The organism is Azospirillum doebereinerae, assembly GCF_003989665.1.
Lineage (GTDB): Bacteria > Pseudomonadota > Alphaproteobacteria > Azospirillales > Azospirillaceae > Azospirillum > Azospirillum doebereinerae.
This window is the reverse complement of record NZ_RZIJ01000005.1, coordinates 14,314-30,566: the sequence shown is the minus strand read 5'-3', so window position 1 is coordinate 30,566 and position 16,253 is coordinate 14,314. Positions and strand designations below refer to the sequence as shown.

At 69.9% G+C, this 16,253-nt stretch carries 14 protein-coding genes; 9 read left to right on the top strand and 5 right to left on the bottom strand.

Annotation, left to right across the window (positions count from 1 at the left end):
- Positions 1-3: 3 nt before the first annotated feature.
- On the top strand, positions 4-831 hold the full coding sequence (gene modD, locus EJ913_RS08125; protein WP_126996612.1) for a ModD protein: 828 nt from the start codon (positions 4-6) through the stop codon (positions 829-831).
- A gap of 356 nt (positions 832-1,187) precedes the next feature.
- On the opposite strand, the gene EJ913_RS08120 is transcribed toward modD, so the two are convergent.
- The 4 genes from EJ913_RS08120 to EJ913_RS08105 form a co-directional block, all read right to left on the bottom strand.
- Positions 1,188-2,348 carry a cyclic nucleotide-binding domain-containing protein gene (locus EJ913_RS08120; protein WP_238521863.1) on the bottom strand — a complete coding sequence of 387 codons (1,161 nt, stop codon included), beginning with the start codon at positions 2,346-2,348 and terminating at the stop codon, positions 1,188-1,190.
- Between the two features lie 111 nt (positions 2,349-2,459).
- Complete coding sequence (locus tag EJ913_RS08115) at positions 2,460-3,269, bottom strand: SGNH/GDSL hydrolase family protein (RefSeq protein ID WP_244939287.1); 810 nt, start codon at positions 3,267-3,269, stop codon at positions 2,460-2,462.
- Between the two features lie 8 nt (positions 3,270-3,277).
- A complete protein-coding gene (locus EJ913_RS08110) occupies positions 3,278-4,045 on the bottom strand; it encodes an SGNH/GDSL hydrolase family protein (protein WP_126996608.1) in 768 nt (255 codons plus the stop codon).
- Positions 4,042-5,232: an OpgC family protein gene (locus EJ913_RS08105; RefSeq protein ID WP_238521865.1), complete on the bottom strand. Its 1,191-nt coding sequence runs from the start codon at positions 5,230-5,232 to the stop codon at positions 4,042-4,044. Before EJ913_RS08105 ends, EJ913_RS08110 begins: the two co-directional genes overlap by 4 nt.
- A 240-nt stretch (positions 5,233-5,472) precedes the next feature.
- On the opposite strand from EJ913_RS08105, the gene EJ913_RS08100 reads away from it, so the two are divergent.
- The 8 genes from EJ913_RS08100 to gyrB all read left to right on the top strand — a co-directional run bounded on the left by EJ913_RS08100 (position 5,473) and on the right by gyrB (position 15,244).
- Positions 5,473-5,775: a hypothetical protein gene (locus tag EJ913_RS08100; protein ID WP_126996606.1), complete on the top strand. Its 303-nt coding sequence runs from the start codon at positions 5,473-5,475 to the stop codon at positions 5,773-5,775.
- Between the two features lie 168 nt (positions 5,776-5,943).
- The gene (locus EJ913_RS08095; RefSeq protein WP_126996604.1) at positions 5,944-6,732 is read left to right on the top strand and encodes an AEC family transporter; all 789 of its coding nucleotides are present in this window, start codon (positions 5,944-5,946) and stop codon (positions 6,730-6,732) included.
- A gap of 106 nt (positions 6,733-6,838) precedes the next feature.
- On the top strand, positions 6,839-8,053 hold the full coding sequence (locus tag EJ913_RS08090; protein ID WP_126996602.1) for a LysR family transcriptional regulator: 1,215 nt from the start codon (positions 6,839-6,841) through the stop codon (positions 8,051-8,053).
- Positions 8,054-8,215: 162 nt separating this feature from the next.
- Positions 8,216-9,163 (top strand): Gfo/Idh/MocA family oxidoreductase, encoded by a 948-nt coding sequence (locus tag EJ913_RS08085; protein ID WP_126996600.1) that lies wholly within the window; start codon positions 8,216-8,218, stop codon positions 9,161-9,163.
- Positions 9,164-9,240: 77 nt separating this feature from the next.
- Positions 9,241-9,930: an HAD family hydrolase gene (locus EJ913_RS08080; protein WP_126996598.1), complete on the top strand. Its 690-nt coding sequence runs from the start codon at positions 9,241-9,243 to the stop codon at positions 9,928-9,930.
- 201 nt (positions 9,931-10,131) lie between these two features.
- On the top strand, positions 10,132-11,262 hold the full coding sequence (gene dnaN / locus EJ913_RS08075; protein ID WP_126996596.1) for a DNA polymerase III subunit beta: 1,131 nt from the start codon (positions 10,132-10,134) through the stop codon (positions 11,260-11,262).
- 239 nt (positions 11,263-11,501) lie between these two features.
- Positions 11,502-12,665 carry a DNA replication/repair protein RecF gene (gene recF, locus EJ913_RS08070; RefSeq protein ID WP_126996594.1) on the top strand — a complete coding sequence of 388 codons (1,164 nt, stop codon included), beginning with the start codon at positions 11,502-11,504 and terminating at the stop codon, positions 12,663-12,665.
- Between the two features lie 104 nt (positions 12,666-12,769).
- Complete coding sequence (gene gyrB, locus EJ913_RS08065; protein ID WP_126996592.1) at positions 12,770-15,244, top strand: DNA topoisomerase (ATP-hydrolyzing) subunit B; 2,475 nt, start codon at positions 12,770-12,772, stop codon at positions 15,242-15,244.
- A 104-nt stretch (positions 15,245-15,348) separates the two neighbouring features.
- Here gyrB and EJ913_RS08060 read toward each other — a convergent pair whose 3' ends face one another.
- On the bottom strand, positions 15,349-16,176 hold the full coding sequence (locus EJ913_RS08060) for a tetratricopeptide repeat protein (RefSeq protein ID WP_238521136.1): 828 nt from the start codon (positions 16,174-16,176) through the stop codon (positions 15,349-15,351).
- Positions 16,177-16,253: the final 77 nt, after the last annotated feature.

Below are 16,253 nucleotides of genomic sequence, written 5' to 3'. Positions count from 1 at the left end.
CCGATGATCGTCCTGCCCGACTCCGCCCTCGACGCGCTGCTGGCCCAGGACGTTCCCTACGGCGACCTGACCACCGACTCGCTGGGGCTCGCCGGGCGGCCCGCCACGATGCGTTTCGCCGCGCGCGCCGCCATGGTGCTGGCCGGGACCGAGGAGGCCGTTCGCCTGATCGAGAAGGCCGGGGGCCGGTTGACGCAAGTCCTCCCCAGCGGCACGGCGGTCGAGGCCGGGGCGGTGTTCCTGGAGTCGGACGGACCGGCGGACGCGCTGCACCGCGCCTGGAAGGTGGCGCAGACGCTGACCGAATACGCCTCAGGCATCGCCACCCGCGCGCGGCGCATCGTCGACGCCGTCCCCGGCGTGACGGTGGCCTGCACCCGCAAGAACTTTCCCGGCGCCAAGGATCTCAGCGTCAAGGCGGTGATGGCCGGGGGCGCGGTGATGCACCGCATGGGCCTGTCGGAAACGCTGCTGGTCTTCCCCGAGCACCGCGCCTTCCTGTCCGGCCCGCCCGAGGCGTGGATCGCCGAACTGCGGCGCAAGGCTCCGGAAAAGAAGATCGTGGTCGAGGCGGGATCCGTCGAGGAGGCCATCGCGCTGGCCGAAGCCGGGGCCGATGTGATCCAGTTGGAAAAGCTGCCCCCCGAGGCCGCCCGCGCGGTGATCGAGGCGACCCGCCATTTGACGCCCGCCCCGGTGGTCGCGCCGGCCGGCGGGGTGACCGAGGCCAACGCCGCCGCCTATGCCGCCGCCGGCTGCCGCCTGCTGGTGACCTCGGCGCCCTTCTTCGGCCAACCCGCCGACGTCAAGGTGACGCTGCAGCCGGCGTGACCGCCAAATGGCGACGCCATGGCCGCAGCCGTAAGCCGCAACATCCAATTTCTCGAATTCGACGAAAAAATAAACTTCTGAACAGCTTCCGCGCGCGGCACAGTCCAGGTGCGGACGGGATGACGGACTGGCCGTCATCCCCGCCGCTGACTGAGGAGTGGAGAGGATGAAGGAAATCCTCCAGCTCCTGATTCTAATTCTGGAAATCATCAAGCGTGTGCTTGATCTCCTGAATTAGCATCGGGCCGGCGGGCAGGGGGTGATAGCCCCTGCCCGCCTAGCCTCATATTGCTCCATTCCCGTCCGCCGTCAACCCGTGGCCGCGTGTTTTCCGGATAGGTCCACAACCCGGACGGTCAAAGCTCCTGCGGCATGATGACCGTCACGGTCGTGCCTTCGCCGGGCGTGCTGTCGATCGACAGGCGGCCGGCGAGCGGGCCGGTCACGGTGTTGAACACCACGGCCAAGCCCAGCCCCTTGTGGCCACGCCCGCGCGCGGTGGTGAAGAAGGCGTCGGTCAGCGTCGGCAGATGGTCGGGCTGGATGCCGGCGCCCTGGTCTCGGACGGTCAGGCACCAGGCGGGCTTGCCGTCGAGCGTCGCCTCCTCCACCGCCACCTCCACCGCTCCGGTCGTGCCGGGGTAGGCGTGGGCGCCGGCGTTGGCGAACAGTTGGTGCAGCACGCGCTCCAGATGCACGATGTGGCCGATCCAGGGGCAGGGCGCGCCGGGCGCCACCCGGACCGTCAGCGGAGTCGTCGGGTGCAGGATGGCGAAGAGCGCGGCGGCGTTCTCGACCGTCTCGCGCAGTTCCATCGCCTCCAGCGGCTCGGCGTGCTGGCTGGCGGCGATGGCGGTGAAGGCTTCCACCAGATCGACCGCGCGGGTCAGGTTGGATTCCAGCATCGCCGCCGGCTCGCGCAGATCCTCGGCCCCCATGGAGGCCATGTCCTGGATGTGGCTGGCCGCCGTCACGCAGATGCCGAGCGGGGTGTTCAGCTCATGCGCCAGCCCGGTCACCGCGCGGGTGATGGCGCGGTGGCGGGCCAACTCGGATTCGGCGATGCGGGTGCGGCGCTCCAGGTCCTCCTGCACCACCCGCTCCGACACCTCGCGGATCATCCGGCTCAGGTGCCGCAGCAGCTTGGCCAGCAGGTCGGGGGAGGGGGAGATCAGCGCCAGGAAGAGGTCGCGTTCCAGCTCGAACACGATCACCGGGGTGGCGGCGACGACCGAGGCCGAGCGGGTGCCGCCGTCGACCAGGGCCATCTCGCCGAAGCATTCGCCGGCCCGCCGGAAGCCGACCTCGACCTGGGTGCCGTCCGGATCGCCGCGGAAGACGCGGACGGTGCCGTCGATCAGGACGTAGAGCGACTTGGCCTCTTCCCCCTCGTGCATCAGGATCGTGCCGGGCGGAGCCTTGAACACCCGGCCACGTTTTTCCACCGCCGCGCGTTCCTCCGGCGTGAAGGACTCGAACAAGGCGATCCCGTTGAGGATACCGGTCAAGGTGGGCATGGCGGTCAGGGACTCCGGGGGCTTATACCCTTCGAGCATAAACCATCGGTGCCCCCCACGGCGAGACGCGATTGATCCCGCACGGGGTTCGGATCGGACTCGAAGGCCCGGTCAACGGGCCGGCGCCGCTCCCCGCGCGTCGGCGTTGGCGGGGCGGAGCGCGTCCTCGATGCCGCCCGCCAGCGTACGCGCGACGCAGTCGTAGCCGGCGTCGGTCTGATGGACCCCGTCGGGTCCGATCAGGTCGGCGACCCCCATGCGCTGGGTCTGCACCAGATCGCGCATCACGGCGAAGCGGCGGAACAACCCGACATGCTCCTCGTTGGCGAGGTGGGAGATCTGCGTGAGCATGTCGCCCGCGCGGGTCTTCTCCAGCATCTTCGGCGCGTATTGCAGGTCCATCAGCACCACGTCGAGCCCGGCCGCGCGCGCCTGCTCCACGCCCCGGCGGACGGACGCCTCGCTGACCGCGAAGTCACCCTCGCGGAGCACGGTGTTGGCGCCGACCTGCCAGATGAGGAGGTCGGCCTTCTGGGCCAGCACGTCGGTGCCGATGCGCTCCACCGTCTGGTCGTCGGTCTCGCCGTTGATTCCCTTGTTCAGAACGGTGAGGGCGACGCCGGGCATCCGCTGGCCCAGGTAATGGGCGAGGCGGGCCGGGTAGGCGCGGTCCGGCGCGCTGGCCCCGGCCCCGGCGGTGGAGGACGAGCCGAGCGCGACGATCCGCAGCGGCAGGCCGGCCGCGATGCGCTCCGCCACGCGCGGCAGCGTGGAGGACAGGCTGGTGATGGTGCGCGGAACCAGGCATTCGGGGGCGGGGGCGGGGGCGGGGACAGGGACAGGTTCCGCCGCCGGGGACGGGACGGGGCCGGACACCGTCAACAGCAGGGTCAGGGCCGAAAGAAAAGCGCGAGGGATCAAGCCAGAGATCAAGGGGGTGCTCCGTGCATCGTGTCGATCATGGCCGCGATGCTCTCGGCCAGAAGCTGCCCGATGCAGCGGTGGACGAACTCGTAGGCGTCCTGCTTGGCCTGCGGGGACTCGTCTGCGAAATCGACGCGACCCTCCTCCACCCAGTGGCGCATGATCGCGTAGCGCGGGAAATGGAAGACCCCGTCGTTCCGCGACATCCAGGCGACGTAATTGACGTAGGGGGCGAAATCGATCACCTGCGCCGTGTGCGGGCTGTACTGCATGTCCATCACCACGAGGTCGGCGCCCATCCGCTGGACGGCGGCGATCCCGTTCTCCAGCGCGGTGCCGAAACTCTCCGGATCGAGGCTGCGCATGGCGTCCACGGTCCCGGTCTGCCAGACGACCAGCGCCGTCTGCTGCTGGCTGACGGCGTCGAGCAGGGGCGCGACCATGCCCGGTGCCATTTCGCCCGGAAGGCTCAGCACCAGGACATCGACTTGGCGGCCGGGCAGCCGGGCCTTCAACTCCTTGGCCAGCCGCACCGGGTAGCCGACGGTCGCCGGACGGGGGGCCGGCTTGACCGAATTGACGACCAGGATCGACAGCGGGAGTCCCGCGTTCAGCCTCTCGGCCACGCGGGGCAGGGCGGTGTCGACCGTCAGCACCGAGTCGGGCACGGCGCAGGCCGCGTCGACCGGCGGGCCGCTCCACGCCTCGGCGGAGAGCCCCATCAGGAGGGCAGCGGTGACGGTCGCCAGCAGGCGACGCGCGGCTGTCCTCATGCGCCCGAGTTCCGGGTGGTCGCGGTCTGCAGGCGCCGCGCCCGTTCGGCCGACTGGTACCAGATCAGAAGGCGTGCGAGCAGCACCATCGCGGCTATCCCAAGAACGGTGACGAGGAATTGCGCCGAAAGCGAGCCACTGATGTGCACCAGAACGGTCTGCGCGGCAAAGGACAAAAGTACGCCCAGGCAGAAGACGTGCAGCGACTGGCGTCCGCAGGCCACGACCGGCGCCGCCAGCGGGCTCCGCAGCCACGCGGCGCCGGGCGGGACCACCTGCACGACGATGTAGGACAGCGCGAAGAAATGCGCGAGGCGCAACGGGTCGAGGTCGGTCTTGCTGACCGGGTAGAGGATCTCGGTCAGCCAGGGCGGCAGCAGGGCGTGCAGGAAGGCGAACTGCCAGGACAGCACCAGGAACAGGCTCAGCGCCAGGAACACCACGGCCGCCACGGCCACCGGCCGGCGGAAGCGGAGCAGGCCGGCGCGCAGATCCGGCAGATGCTGGAGCGTCGCGCCGACGACGAACAGGAACTGCCAGGCGAAGGGGTTGAAGTACCAGACGCCGCCGTCCGGGTGGGTCGGCAGGTTCCAGCCGAACAGGCGGGCCGCGAGGTACAGCGCGCCGGACCCGGCCAGCACCGCCAGCGGCCGGCGGCGCAGGGCGGGAAGCACGAGCGGAAAGGCCAGCAGAAGCACGATGTAGAGCGGCAGCACGTCGAGGTTGGCCGGCCGGAACTTCAGCAGCAGGGCCTGGGTCAGCGCTGTCACCGGGTCCTGGAAATAGCTGGCGATGCCCATTTCCTCGGTGAACAGCGGGCTGTCGAACACCCGCGCCAGATAGGCGATCTGCGCGGTGAAGGCGAAGAACAGGATGATGTAGGTGGCGTAGAGCGTCCAGCAGCGGTGCAGCACCTGGGCCGCCGCCATGGGCAGGCCGGATTGCCGCAGCGTCTGCCCGTAGACCATGGCCGCCGTGTAGCCGGAGATGAAGACGAAGATCTCCGTCGCGTCGCTCAGCCCGAAATTCCGGGGCGTCAGCCAGGAAATCTGGTTGGCCGGGATATGGTTGACGAAGATGAACCACAACGCCAGACCGCGAAAGAAATCGAGCCGCAGGTCACGGTCGCCGGAGACCCGCGTCCGGCTCTCCCGCATCCCGCTCTCGCCCGCCTGTCGGTTGTTCATGATCGTCCCGCCCGCTGAGTGCCTGCCATCGCCCGAGTCAACAGGTGACGCCCGGCAATGGCCAACCACCTCCCGCGTTTAAAACCACGCTTTCCGCGCGGCCGGACATTAGCGCATCGGTCCATCTCCCGAGAACCCGTCCAATGGGAATGCTGCGTTTCCATGCCCTGCATTGCTTCTCCCCGATTCCGCCGGCTAGGGGGACTTGCAACGCCACAGCTTCAGGCTCATATTTTATGGATGCAGGTCAACCCCGCCATCCCGTCGCTTCCGACGCTCAAGCCACCCTCGGCGATCACGCCGGCGGTGCAGATGGCGTTGTCCCCGGCGGTCCAGGCGGCCCAGCAGACCACCCCGACGGTGCGGACGCAGACGGTGGCGGCCCCGCAGGCGACCGGCAAGGCCGAGCAGCCGCGCGCCACCCAGTCGAGCACCCAGGGCGGGCCGACGCTCGACACCAACGCGGCGGTGCTGTCGGCGCAGGTCAACGGGCAGGGCTACCGGGCGATGCCGCGCGGTTCGTTGCTCGACGTTTCGGTCTGACCGGAAACCTTCGGCAACGCTCGCTTGGGCTGAACCTTGCGGGTGTGTCCAGTTTTGCCTCCACGCTCCGGCACAGCGTGACCCACGCGCATTCCACAGGGCCGCGTCTCGCCGCCGCGCGCGCCCGAACGGTTCTCCCGTCGCCGGAACTTTCCTATAAGCCCCGGCATGCAGGACATCCTTCCGGTCACCGCCCCCATCTTCCTCACCATCGCCATCGGCTACCTGACCGTCCGCCTCGGAGGACTGACAAAGGCCGACGTCGCCGGGCTGGGGAAGTTCGTCATCAATCTGTCCCTGCCTGCTCTGCTGTTCCGAGCGCTGTCGCAGAACCCGTTGGCCGAGATCCTGAACGGTGCTTATTTGGCGGCCTACGCGCTGGGCTCGCTGACGATGCTGCTGCTCGGCACCGCCTTCGCCCGTTTCGTCCGCAAGCAGAGCCTCCAGGCCAGCGCCCTCACCGGCATGGGGATGTCCAGTTCCAACAGCGGCTTCATCGGCTACCCCATCGTGCTTCAGGTGTTGGGGCCGACGGCCGGGATCGGGCTCGCTTTGGCGATGGTGGTCGAGAACCTGCTGGTTCTGCCGGTGTTCCTCGTCCTGGCCGAGAGTAGGGCGGCAGGCGGCGGATCGGTCCGTCACGCGCTGGTGGGCTTGCGGATTCGCGGCCTGCTGGCCGACGTGACGCGGATCGTCGGCGCCAAGCTGCTGCTGCACCCGCTGGCGGTCTTCGCCGCGCTGTCGCTGCTGTCGCCCATCGACCCGAAGCTGCGCATCGCCGCCGTCCTGTTCGCGTCGTCGCCGATGCTGACCGTCTACCCAATCTTCGGCCAGAAATACGGCCGCGAGGACGTCTGCGCGGCGGCCCTGATGACCGCGACCGCGCTGTCCTTCGCCAGCGTCAGCGCCGTGCTTTGGCTGATGGACCGGGGCGGCTGGCTGGCCGTGCTGCGCTGATACAAAAGGACGCAGGGGACTCCCAGCCTCTCCGCCGGGGAGCCGCCGGGGGTATAAGCTCCGGCTATAGCCGCATGCGGAGCGGCTAAAGCCCCGTGGCGGATCGATGAGCGACATCCCCAACATCCGCCACCTGCGCGCCTTCCGGGAGGTCGCGCGGCGGCGCAGCATCAGTCAGGCGGCCGAACAGGTCCACCTGTCGCAACCGGCCATCACCCAGGCCATCGCCAAGCTGGAGGGCCAGCTTGGCACCCCCCTGTTCGAGCGCCGTTTCGACGGCATGCCGACCACCGCCGCCGGCGCCCTGTTCCTCGACCGGGTGGAGCGCATGCTGGAGGGCCTGCGCGTCGGCGCGCGCGAGGCCGCGCGGCTCGGCGACCGCAAGGCGGCGCGCGGCTTCCCCGACTTCGACCAGCTTCTGACCGCCGCCCAGCTTCGCGCGCTGGTCGCCATCGCCAACGCCGGGAACTTCAGCCTCGCCGCCCGCGCGGTGAACATCGCCCAGCCCTCCATCCACCGCGCCGCGCGCGACTTGGAACGGCTGGCGGGGCTGACTCTGTTCACCCGCTCGGCCACCGGCATCGTCCTGACCGGCGCCGCCCGGGTGCTGGTGCAGCACGTGAAGCTGGCGCTGGCCGAGCTGGACCAGGGCTTCGCCGAGCTGGCGGTGCATCTGGGCGTCGACCAGAGCCGCATCGTCGTCGGCAGCATGCCGCTGGCCCGCACGTACATCCTGCCGGCCGCCATCAACGCGCTGACCGCCGAACGGCCCGAGGTGCGGCTCCAGGTGATCGACGGCCCCTACGGCGACCTGCTGCACGGGCTGCGCCACGGCGAGATCGACGTGCTGATCGGCGCGCTCCGCGACCCGGTCCCCATCGAGGACGTGGTGCAGGAGACCCTGTTCACCGACCCGCTGGCCGTCGTCGCCCGCGCCTTCCACCCCTTGAGCCGCCGGCCGACGGTGACGCCCGCCGATCTGGCGGCCTGCCGCTGGGTGGTGCCGCGCCCCGGCACGCCGACCCGCGACCGTTTCGACGCGCTGTTCGCGGAGCACGGCCTGCCCGCCCCCACCGGGCTGATCGAGGCCAGCTCGCTGCAACTGATCCGCGGCCTGCTGCTGGACAGCGACACGCTGACGCTGATCTCGCTGCACCAGATCCGGCACGAGCGCGACCTCGGCCTGCTGGTGCCGCTGCCGGTCGCCCTGCCCGGCGGCGAGCGCCCCATCGGCCTGACCCTGCGGCGCGGCTGGCGTCCGACGGCGACGCAGGAACGCTTCCTCGCCTGCCTGCGCGAGGCCGGGCAGGGTGCCCGCTGACGGGGCTTGCGCAGGCGCACGGCGGCCGGGCGTCGAACACGAAATGAATAGCCCCTCCCGTCATTCAATTTCTGCGGCAGCGGATTGTTTGCTACCCGGTGTGTCCACGGACAAGGGCCGCCGCAAGACCGGCGTCCGGCCAATTCTCCTGGGAGTGGAAGCATGAAAATCTGCGTGGCCGGCGCCGCCGGCGCCTTCGGCGTCAAGCATCTCGACGCCATCGCCGCGATTGACGGGATCGAGGTGGTCTCCGTCGTCGGCGGCGGGCCGGACGACATCGAAGGCTTCGCCCGCCAGCGTGGGATTCCCCACGCGACCAAGGATCTGGCTGAGAGCCTCGCCCGGCCCGACGTCGAGGCGGTGATCCTGGCGACGCCGACGCCGGTCCACGCCTCCCAGGCGATCCAATGCCTGCGGGCCGGCAAGCATGTGATGGTCGAAATCCCGATGGCCGACAGCCTCGCCGACGCCGAGCGGCTGGTCCAGGTCCAGAAGGAGACGGGTCTGGTGGCGATGGCCGGGCACACCCGCCGCTTCAACCCCAGCCATCAGTGGATCCACAACCGCATCCAGGCGGGCGAGCTGAAAATCCAGCAGATGGACGTGCAGACCTATTTCTTCCGCCGCACCAACATGAACGCGCTGGGCCAGCCGCGCAGTTGGACCGACCATCTGCTGTGGCACCACGCCTGCCACACGGTGGATCTGTTCCAGTACCAGACCGGCGAGGTCGCAAGCCGCGTCCAGGCGCTCCAGGGGCCGCCGCACCCCGAACTCGGCATCGCCATGGACATGAGCATCGGCCTGAAGACGCCGTCGGGCGCGCTGTGCACCCTGTCGCTGTCCTTCAACAACAAGGGGCCGCTGGGGACCTTCTTCCGCTACATCTGCGACAACGGCACCTACATCGCCCGCTACGACGACCTCTACGACGGCAACGAGGCCCAGATCGACCTCAGCGGCGTCACCGTGTCAAACAACGGCATCGAACTGATCGACCGCGCGTTCTTCGCCGCCATCCGCGAGGGGCGCGAGCCCAACGCCAGCGTCGCCCAATGCCTGCCGGCCATGCGCACGCTCGACCGGCTGGAGCGCGCCCTGGCCGATTGACGGCCCGCGATCCGGGGCTGGCCGGCGGGCGTCGCGGGTGTAGAGTGGCCGGCCCGGTCCCTTCACAAGGTTTCCCGATGCCCGCCGCCGCTCCCTATTCCCTCTCGGCCGTGATCTTCGATTTCGACGGGGTCATCCTCGACTCCGCCACGATGAAGACCGACGTCTTCGTCGAACTCTACGGCCAGACGGGCGGTCCCTTCGAGGCGGCGATCCGCGAGACGATCTGGCGCAACGGCGGCCTCACCCGCACCGGCATGGTCGCCGTGCTGGACCGCGCCATCCTCGGCCGCGAGGCGACGCCGGAGCGCATCGCCGACATGGCCGGCCGCTACGCCGGGATCGTCGACAAGGCCATCTACGACTGCCCGCTGATCGACGGCGCCCGCGAGCTGCTCGACGCGTTGCGCGGCACGCCCTGCCATCTGGTGTCGGGCACGCCGCACCACGTCCTGCTTGGCATCGTCGCGGCCAAGGGGCTGGACGGTGTCTTCGCCACCCTCACCGGGGCGCCCGACGACGGCACGCCCAACGACAAGTCGGCGATCTTCGCGGGTATCGTCGCGGCCAACGCCCTCGACGCGGCGCGCACCCTGGTGGTCGGGGATTCGATGACCGAGCTGGTCGGCGCCCGGCACATCGGCGCGCCGTTTGCCGGGGTGGTGGCGCCGGGCATCGACGACCCCTTCCCGCCCGGCACCGCCACCGTGCACGACCTGCACGGGCTGGCCGCGCTGATCGGCATCGAGGGAACCGCCAACCTGTGACCCGGCACCAACGAACGGGCCCAAGGGGACCGGATCGTCCCCCAGGTCATACGGCAATGGTCGGCTCCGCACGAATTTGGTTCGACACAACCGCCGTTATGGTATGATGCGCGCCCGCTCTGGGCGGTTCCGGCGGTTTTTCGCCGGGAATCGCGCAGGGCAAGCGCCCGAAACGCCCTTCCGCCCCGAGACGACGACAGCATGAACATCACCATCGAACGCGCCGCCCTTCTTCGTTCCCTGGGTCACGTGCAGAGTGTGGTCGAGCGGCGGAACACCATTCCCATCCTGTCGAACGTCCTGCTGCGCGCGAGCGACGGCGAGCTGTCGCTGGCCGCCACCGACATGGATCTGGAGATCGTCGAGACGGTGCCCGCCACGGTCGGCCGCCCCGGCGGCACCACGGCCCCGGCCCACACCCTTTACGACATCGTCCGCAAGCTGCCCGACGGCAGCCAGGTGGAACTGGACATCCCCGCCGACGGCACCGTGCTGACGCTGCGCGCCGGGCGTTCGCAGTTCAAGCTGTCCTGCCTGCCGGTGGAGGATTTCCCGCAGCTGTCCGGCGGCGAGCTGAAGCACAATTTCGCGGTGAGCGCCGCCGATTTGCGCGGGCTGGTCGACCGCACCCGCTTCGCGATCTCCACCGAGGAGACGCGCTACTACCTGAACGGCATCTACCTGCACGCCGCCAAGTCCAAGACCAACGGCGCGGACCTGCCGGTGCTGCGCGCGGTCGCCACCGACGGCCACCGTCTGGCGCGGGTCGAGATGCCGCTGCCCGAGGGCGCCGAGGGCATCCCCGGCGTCATCGTGCCGCGCAAGACGGTCAACGAGATCCGCAAGCTGATCGACGAGGCCGCCGACCGCATCGAGCTGTCGATGTCGGACAACAAGATCCGCTTCGGCTTCGATTCCGTGACGGTGACCTCCAAGCTGATCGACGGCACCTTCCCCGATTACGAGCGGGTCATCCCGGTCGGCAACGACAAAGTGATGGAGGTGGACGCCAAGCTGTTCGCCGCCGCCGTCGACCGCGTCGCCACCATCTCGACCGAGAAGAGCCGGGCGGTGAAGCTGGCGCTGGTGCGTGGATCCCTGACCCTGTCGGCGACCAGCCCGGAAGCCGGCAGCGCCACCGAGGAACTGGAGGTCAATTACCAGGAAGGCCCCCTGGAAATCGGCTTCAACTCGCGCTACCTGCTCGACATCACGCAGCAGATCGAGGGCGAGGGCGCCCGCTTCACGCTGGCCGACGCCGCTTCGCCGACGATCATCCGCGACGTGGCCGACCAGACCGCGCTCTACGTCCTGATGCCGATGCGCGTGTGACGGGGGCGGGGCTTCCGCTCCGCCCCGAAACAGGATTGTGCAAGTTCCGCCGCGATTGCCCCCTCCCTAACCCTCCCCCGCTTCGCGGGAGAGGGAACTGCCGCTGAACACCGACAAGGGTCCAGCCCCCTCTCTCGCCGAAGGCGGGGGAGGGATGGGGAGGGGGCACGCAGGCCGCACCCACACAACTCTGCACAGCGGAACGGTTTATCCTTGCCCATCCCCTCCCTGCCCTCCCGATGACACCCATCACCCCCGTCCTGGCGGTCCGCCGCCTGACGCTGACGCGCTTTCGCGGCTACGACTCCGCGCGGCTGGAGCCCGACCGCCGCCCGGTCGCGCTGATCGGCCCGAACGGCGCCGGCAAGACCAACCTGCTGGAGGCCGTCAGCTTCCTCGCGCCCGGCCGTGGCCTGCGCGGCGCCAAGCTGGCGGAGATCGAGCGCATCGGCTCGCGCCCCGGCGCCGGCTGGGCGGTCGCCGCGACGCTGGACACGCCGGGCGGCCCGGTGGAGATCGGCACCGGCCGCGAGCCCCATGATGGGATGGTCCCGCGCAAACCCACCGACCGCGACCGCCGCCTCGTCCGCATCGACGGCCACGCCGCCAAGGGCCAGACCGCGCTGGCCGAGCACGTCGCGGTGGTCTGGCTGACCCCGCAGATGGACCGCCTGTTCCTGGAGGGCTCCACCGGACGCCGCCGTTTCCTCGACCGTCTGGTCTTCGGCTTCGACCCGTCCCACGCCGGCCGGCTGTCGCGCTACGAGCACAGCCTGCGCGAACGCGCCCGCCTGCTGCGCGACGGCTGCTTCGACGAGGGCTGGCTCGGCGGGCTGGAGGACCAGATGGCGACCACCGGCGTCGCCGTCGCCGCCGCGCGGCGCGAGGTGGTGCAGCGCCTGCGCGCCGCCTGCGCGCGCGCCGTCGGCCCGTTTCCCGGCGCCGACCTCGCCGTCACCGGCGCGGTGGAGGACTGGCTCGACCAGGGGCCGGCGCTGGCCGCCGAGGACGCGCTGCGCCAATCGTTGCGCGACAGCCGCCGCCCCGACAGCGCCGGCGGCGGGGCCGCGACCGGCCCGCACAAGAGCGACCTGTCGGTCCGCCACACCGCCAAGGACATGCCGGCCGCGCTCTGCTCCACCGGCGAGCAGAAGGCGCTGCTGATCGCCATCGTCCTGGCCAACGCCCGGCTGCTGGCGGCCGAGCGCGGGGCCGCGCCCATCCTGCTGCTGGACGAGGTCGCGGCCCATCTCGACGCCGAGCGGCGGGAGGCCTTGTTCGGCGAAATCCTGGCGCTGGGCGCCCAAGCCTGGATGACCGGCACCGACGAGAGCGTCTTCGCGCCGCTGGGCGACGCCGCCCTGCGCTTCCACATCGAGGAGGCCCGCGTCCGGCTGGGATAGGCGTCCCGGACAGCCGTGTCGGAAGGGCGCAAAAAGCCCAAAAAAATCCAGCCCGGCGCACGCGAAAACGCCGCTTTTTCAACCCGATCTGTTATACTCCGCGCATGGCACAGGAAGCATTGAAGAACGACCTCCCGCAGCAGGACTATGGGGCCGAGTCGATCACCGTTTTGCGCGGGCTCGACGCCGTGCGCAAACGTCCGGGCATGTACATCGGCGACACCGACGACGGGTCGGGGCTGCACCACATGGTGTACGAGGTCGTCGACAACGCCATCGACGAGGCGCTGGCCGGCTACTGCGACAAGGTCGAGGTGCAGCTGAACGCCGACGGGTCGGTAACGGTCCGCGACAACGGCCGCGGCATCCCCACCGACATCCACTCCGAAGAGGGCGTGTCGGCGGCGGAGGTCGTGATGACCCAGCTCCACGCCGGCGGCAAGTTCAACCAGAACAGCTACAAGGTGTCGGGCGGCCTGCACGGCGTCGGCGTCTCGGTGGTCAACGCGCTGTCGGAAACGCTGGATCTGCGCATCTGGCGCAACGGCCGCACCCATCTGATGCGCTTCCGCCACGGCGTCGCCGAGGCGCCGCTGGCCGACATCGGCCCGGCCCCGGCGGTGGACGGCGCCGGCAAGCTCCTGAGCGGCACCGAGGTCACCTTCCTCGCCTCGAAGGAGACCTTCACCAACACCGAATTCGACTACGCGACGCTGGAGCACCGGCTGCGCGAGCTGGCCTTCCTCAACTCCGGTGTCCGGCTGGTCCTGACCGACGCGCGCGGCGTCGAGCCGAAGGTGCAGGACCTGCACTACGAGGGCGGGTTGGAGGCCTTCGTCGGCTATCTCGACCGCTCGAAGGTGCCGCTGCACAAGCCGACGATCACGCTGAAGGCGGAGCGCCCGACCGAGCATGGCGGCACCGTCACGGTGGAATGCGCGTTGCAGTGGAACGACAGCTACCACGAGACGACGCTCTGCTTCACCAACAACATCCCGCAGAAGGACGGCGGCACCCACCTCGCCGGCTTCCGCGCGGCGCTGACCCGCGCGATCAACAACTACGCCAACGAATCCGGCATCGCGAAGCGGGAAAAGGTCAACCTGTCGGGCGACGACGCCCGTGAAGGGCTGACCTGCGTCCTCTCGGTGAAGGTTCCGGATCCGAAATTCTCCAGCCAGACCAAGGACAAGCTGGTCTCGTCGGAGGTCCGCCCGGTGGTCGAGACCATCGTTGGCGAGGCGCTGGCCCAGTATTTCGAGGAACACCCGGCCGACGCCAAGCGCGTCGTCATGAAGGTGGTCGAGGCCGCCGCCGCCCGCGAAGCCGCCCGCAAGGCGCGCGAGCTGACCCGGCGCAAGGGCGCGCTGGACATGGCCTCGCTGCCCGGCAAGCTGGCGGATTGCCAGGAGCGCGACCCGGCCGGCTCCGAGCTGTTCATCGTCGAGGGCGACTCGGCGGGCGGTTCGGCCAAGCAGGGGCGGTCGCGCCAGTTCCAGGCCATTCTGCCGCTGCGCGGCAAGATCCTGAACGTGGAGCGGGCGCGCTTCGACAAGATGCTGTCCTCGGCGGAGATCGGCACGCTGATCGCGGCGCTCGGCACCGGCATCGGCCGCGACGAGTTCAACGTCGAGAAGACGCGCTACCACAAGGTCATCATCATGACCGACGCGGACGTGGACGGCAGCCACATCCGCACCCTGCTGCTGACCTTCTTCTTCCGCCAGATGCCGGAGCTGATCGAGCGCGGCTATCTCTACATCGCCCAGCCGCCGCTCTACCGGATCAAGCGTGGCAACGCCAAGGAACGGTATTTGAAGGACGACCGGGCGCTGGAGGAGTATCTGGTCGAGGCCGCGCTCGGCGACCTGTCGGTCCAGCTGTCCGACGGCACGCTGCTGATCGGCGACCAGCTCTCCGGTCTGGTCGAGCAGGCCCGCGTCGCCCGTCCGGCCATCGACACGCTGTCCCGCAAGGTCGGCAACGCGACGGTGGTGGAGCAGGCGGCGGTGGCCGGCGCCCTGTCGCCCGCGCTCGCCAACGACGCGGAGGCGGCCCTGGCCGCCGCCCAGGCGGTGGCGGAGCGCATGAACGGGCTCGCCGCGGAGGGCGGCTGGCGCGGCGAGGTGCTGCCGCACGGCGGCTACACCGTGCTGCGCACGCGGCGCGGCGTGACCCACCGGCACATGTTCGACACCGACCTGCTGAAGAGCGTCGAGGCCCGCCGCCTGGACGCGCTGGCGCCCGACCTGAAGCGCGTCTTCGGCACCGTCGGCCGCGCCTTCGAGAAGCAGAAGGAAACCCGTGCCCTGACCGGCCCGGTCGCCCTGTTCGACACGGTGATGGAGCTGGGCCGGCGCGGCGTGACGATCCAGCGCTACAAGGGCCTGGGTGAAATGAACCCGGACCAGCTGTGGGAGACCACGCTGGACCCGACCAAGCGCTCGCTGCTGCAGGTCCGCGTCAACCACGCCGACCAGGCGGAGGAGGTCTTCTCCACCCTGATGGGCGACATCGTGGAACCGCGCCGGGAGTTCATCCAGGACAACGCGCTGAAGGTGTCCAACCTGGACGTCTGATCGGTTCGACGGCTTGGTTCGTTTTTGGAACGCATGAAAAACCGGACGGCGCCGCAGGGCTCCGTCCGGTTTTTCATGCGTTCCGGCTCAACCCCGTTCAGCCCTTACGGGGCCTTCGGCTTGGCCGCGTTCGGCGCCTCGGGCGCCTTCTCGACGCCGGTCATCTTCTCCACCCGCTCCAGGTTGACCGCCGCCGCGCGGCCGGACTCGCTGTCGGGGGACAGACGTTTCACCAACGCCCAATCCTCCTTGGCGCCGCCGACGCTGCCGCTCAACGCCTTGACGTTGCCGCGCAGCAGGATCGCCTCCGGGTCGCCGGGCTTCAGCTCCAGCGCGTGGCCGATGTCGGCCAGGGCCTGCCGGTGGTTCGACAGCGCCTTCTGCGCGGTGGCGCGGTAGAGATAGGCGTCGGCCCGCTTGGGATCCCTGGTCAGCGCCTGGTCCAGGTCGGCGATGGCGTCCCAGAAGCGTTCGGCCTCGGCCCTGGCGAAGGCGCGGTCGATCAGCAGGTCGACGTCGCCCGGCTGCTTGGCCAGCGCGGCGGTGTAGAGCTTTTCCGCCCGCGCCTGGTCGCCGGCCCGCAGCCATGCCCAGCCGCCGCGCGCCAGGATCGATGCCGCCGCCTTGGGATCGTCGCGCCCCAGCACGCCCGCCAACTCCTCCAGCCGGCCGCCGGCCGCCTTGAAGTCGCCCTTGTGAAACAGAGCCAAGGCCTGGCAGAGCCGGGCGAAGTCGCCGCCGCCCTGGTCCTGCCAGCGCGCCGCGCTTTCGAAGGCGGCGTCGGGGGCGGTCTCGGCGCGGGTCGCGCACTCCTTCAGTTCCCGGTTGCGGTCCAGGGAGGACGCCGGGGAGGAGGCCGTGGCGGCGGTGGCCGGTGCCGCGCTCAGCAGCGACAGGACGGCCAGCGTGAGGTAAGCGTTGCGTCGGATCATGGTCGCCTTACACTCCGCCATCGATTGGTTCGGCGCAAGCCCCGCCATGCCGGAACGGTCGATGCGACGCAAAGCCT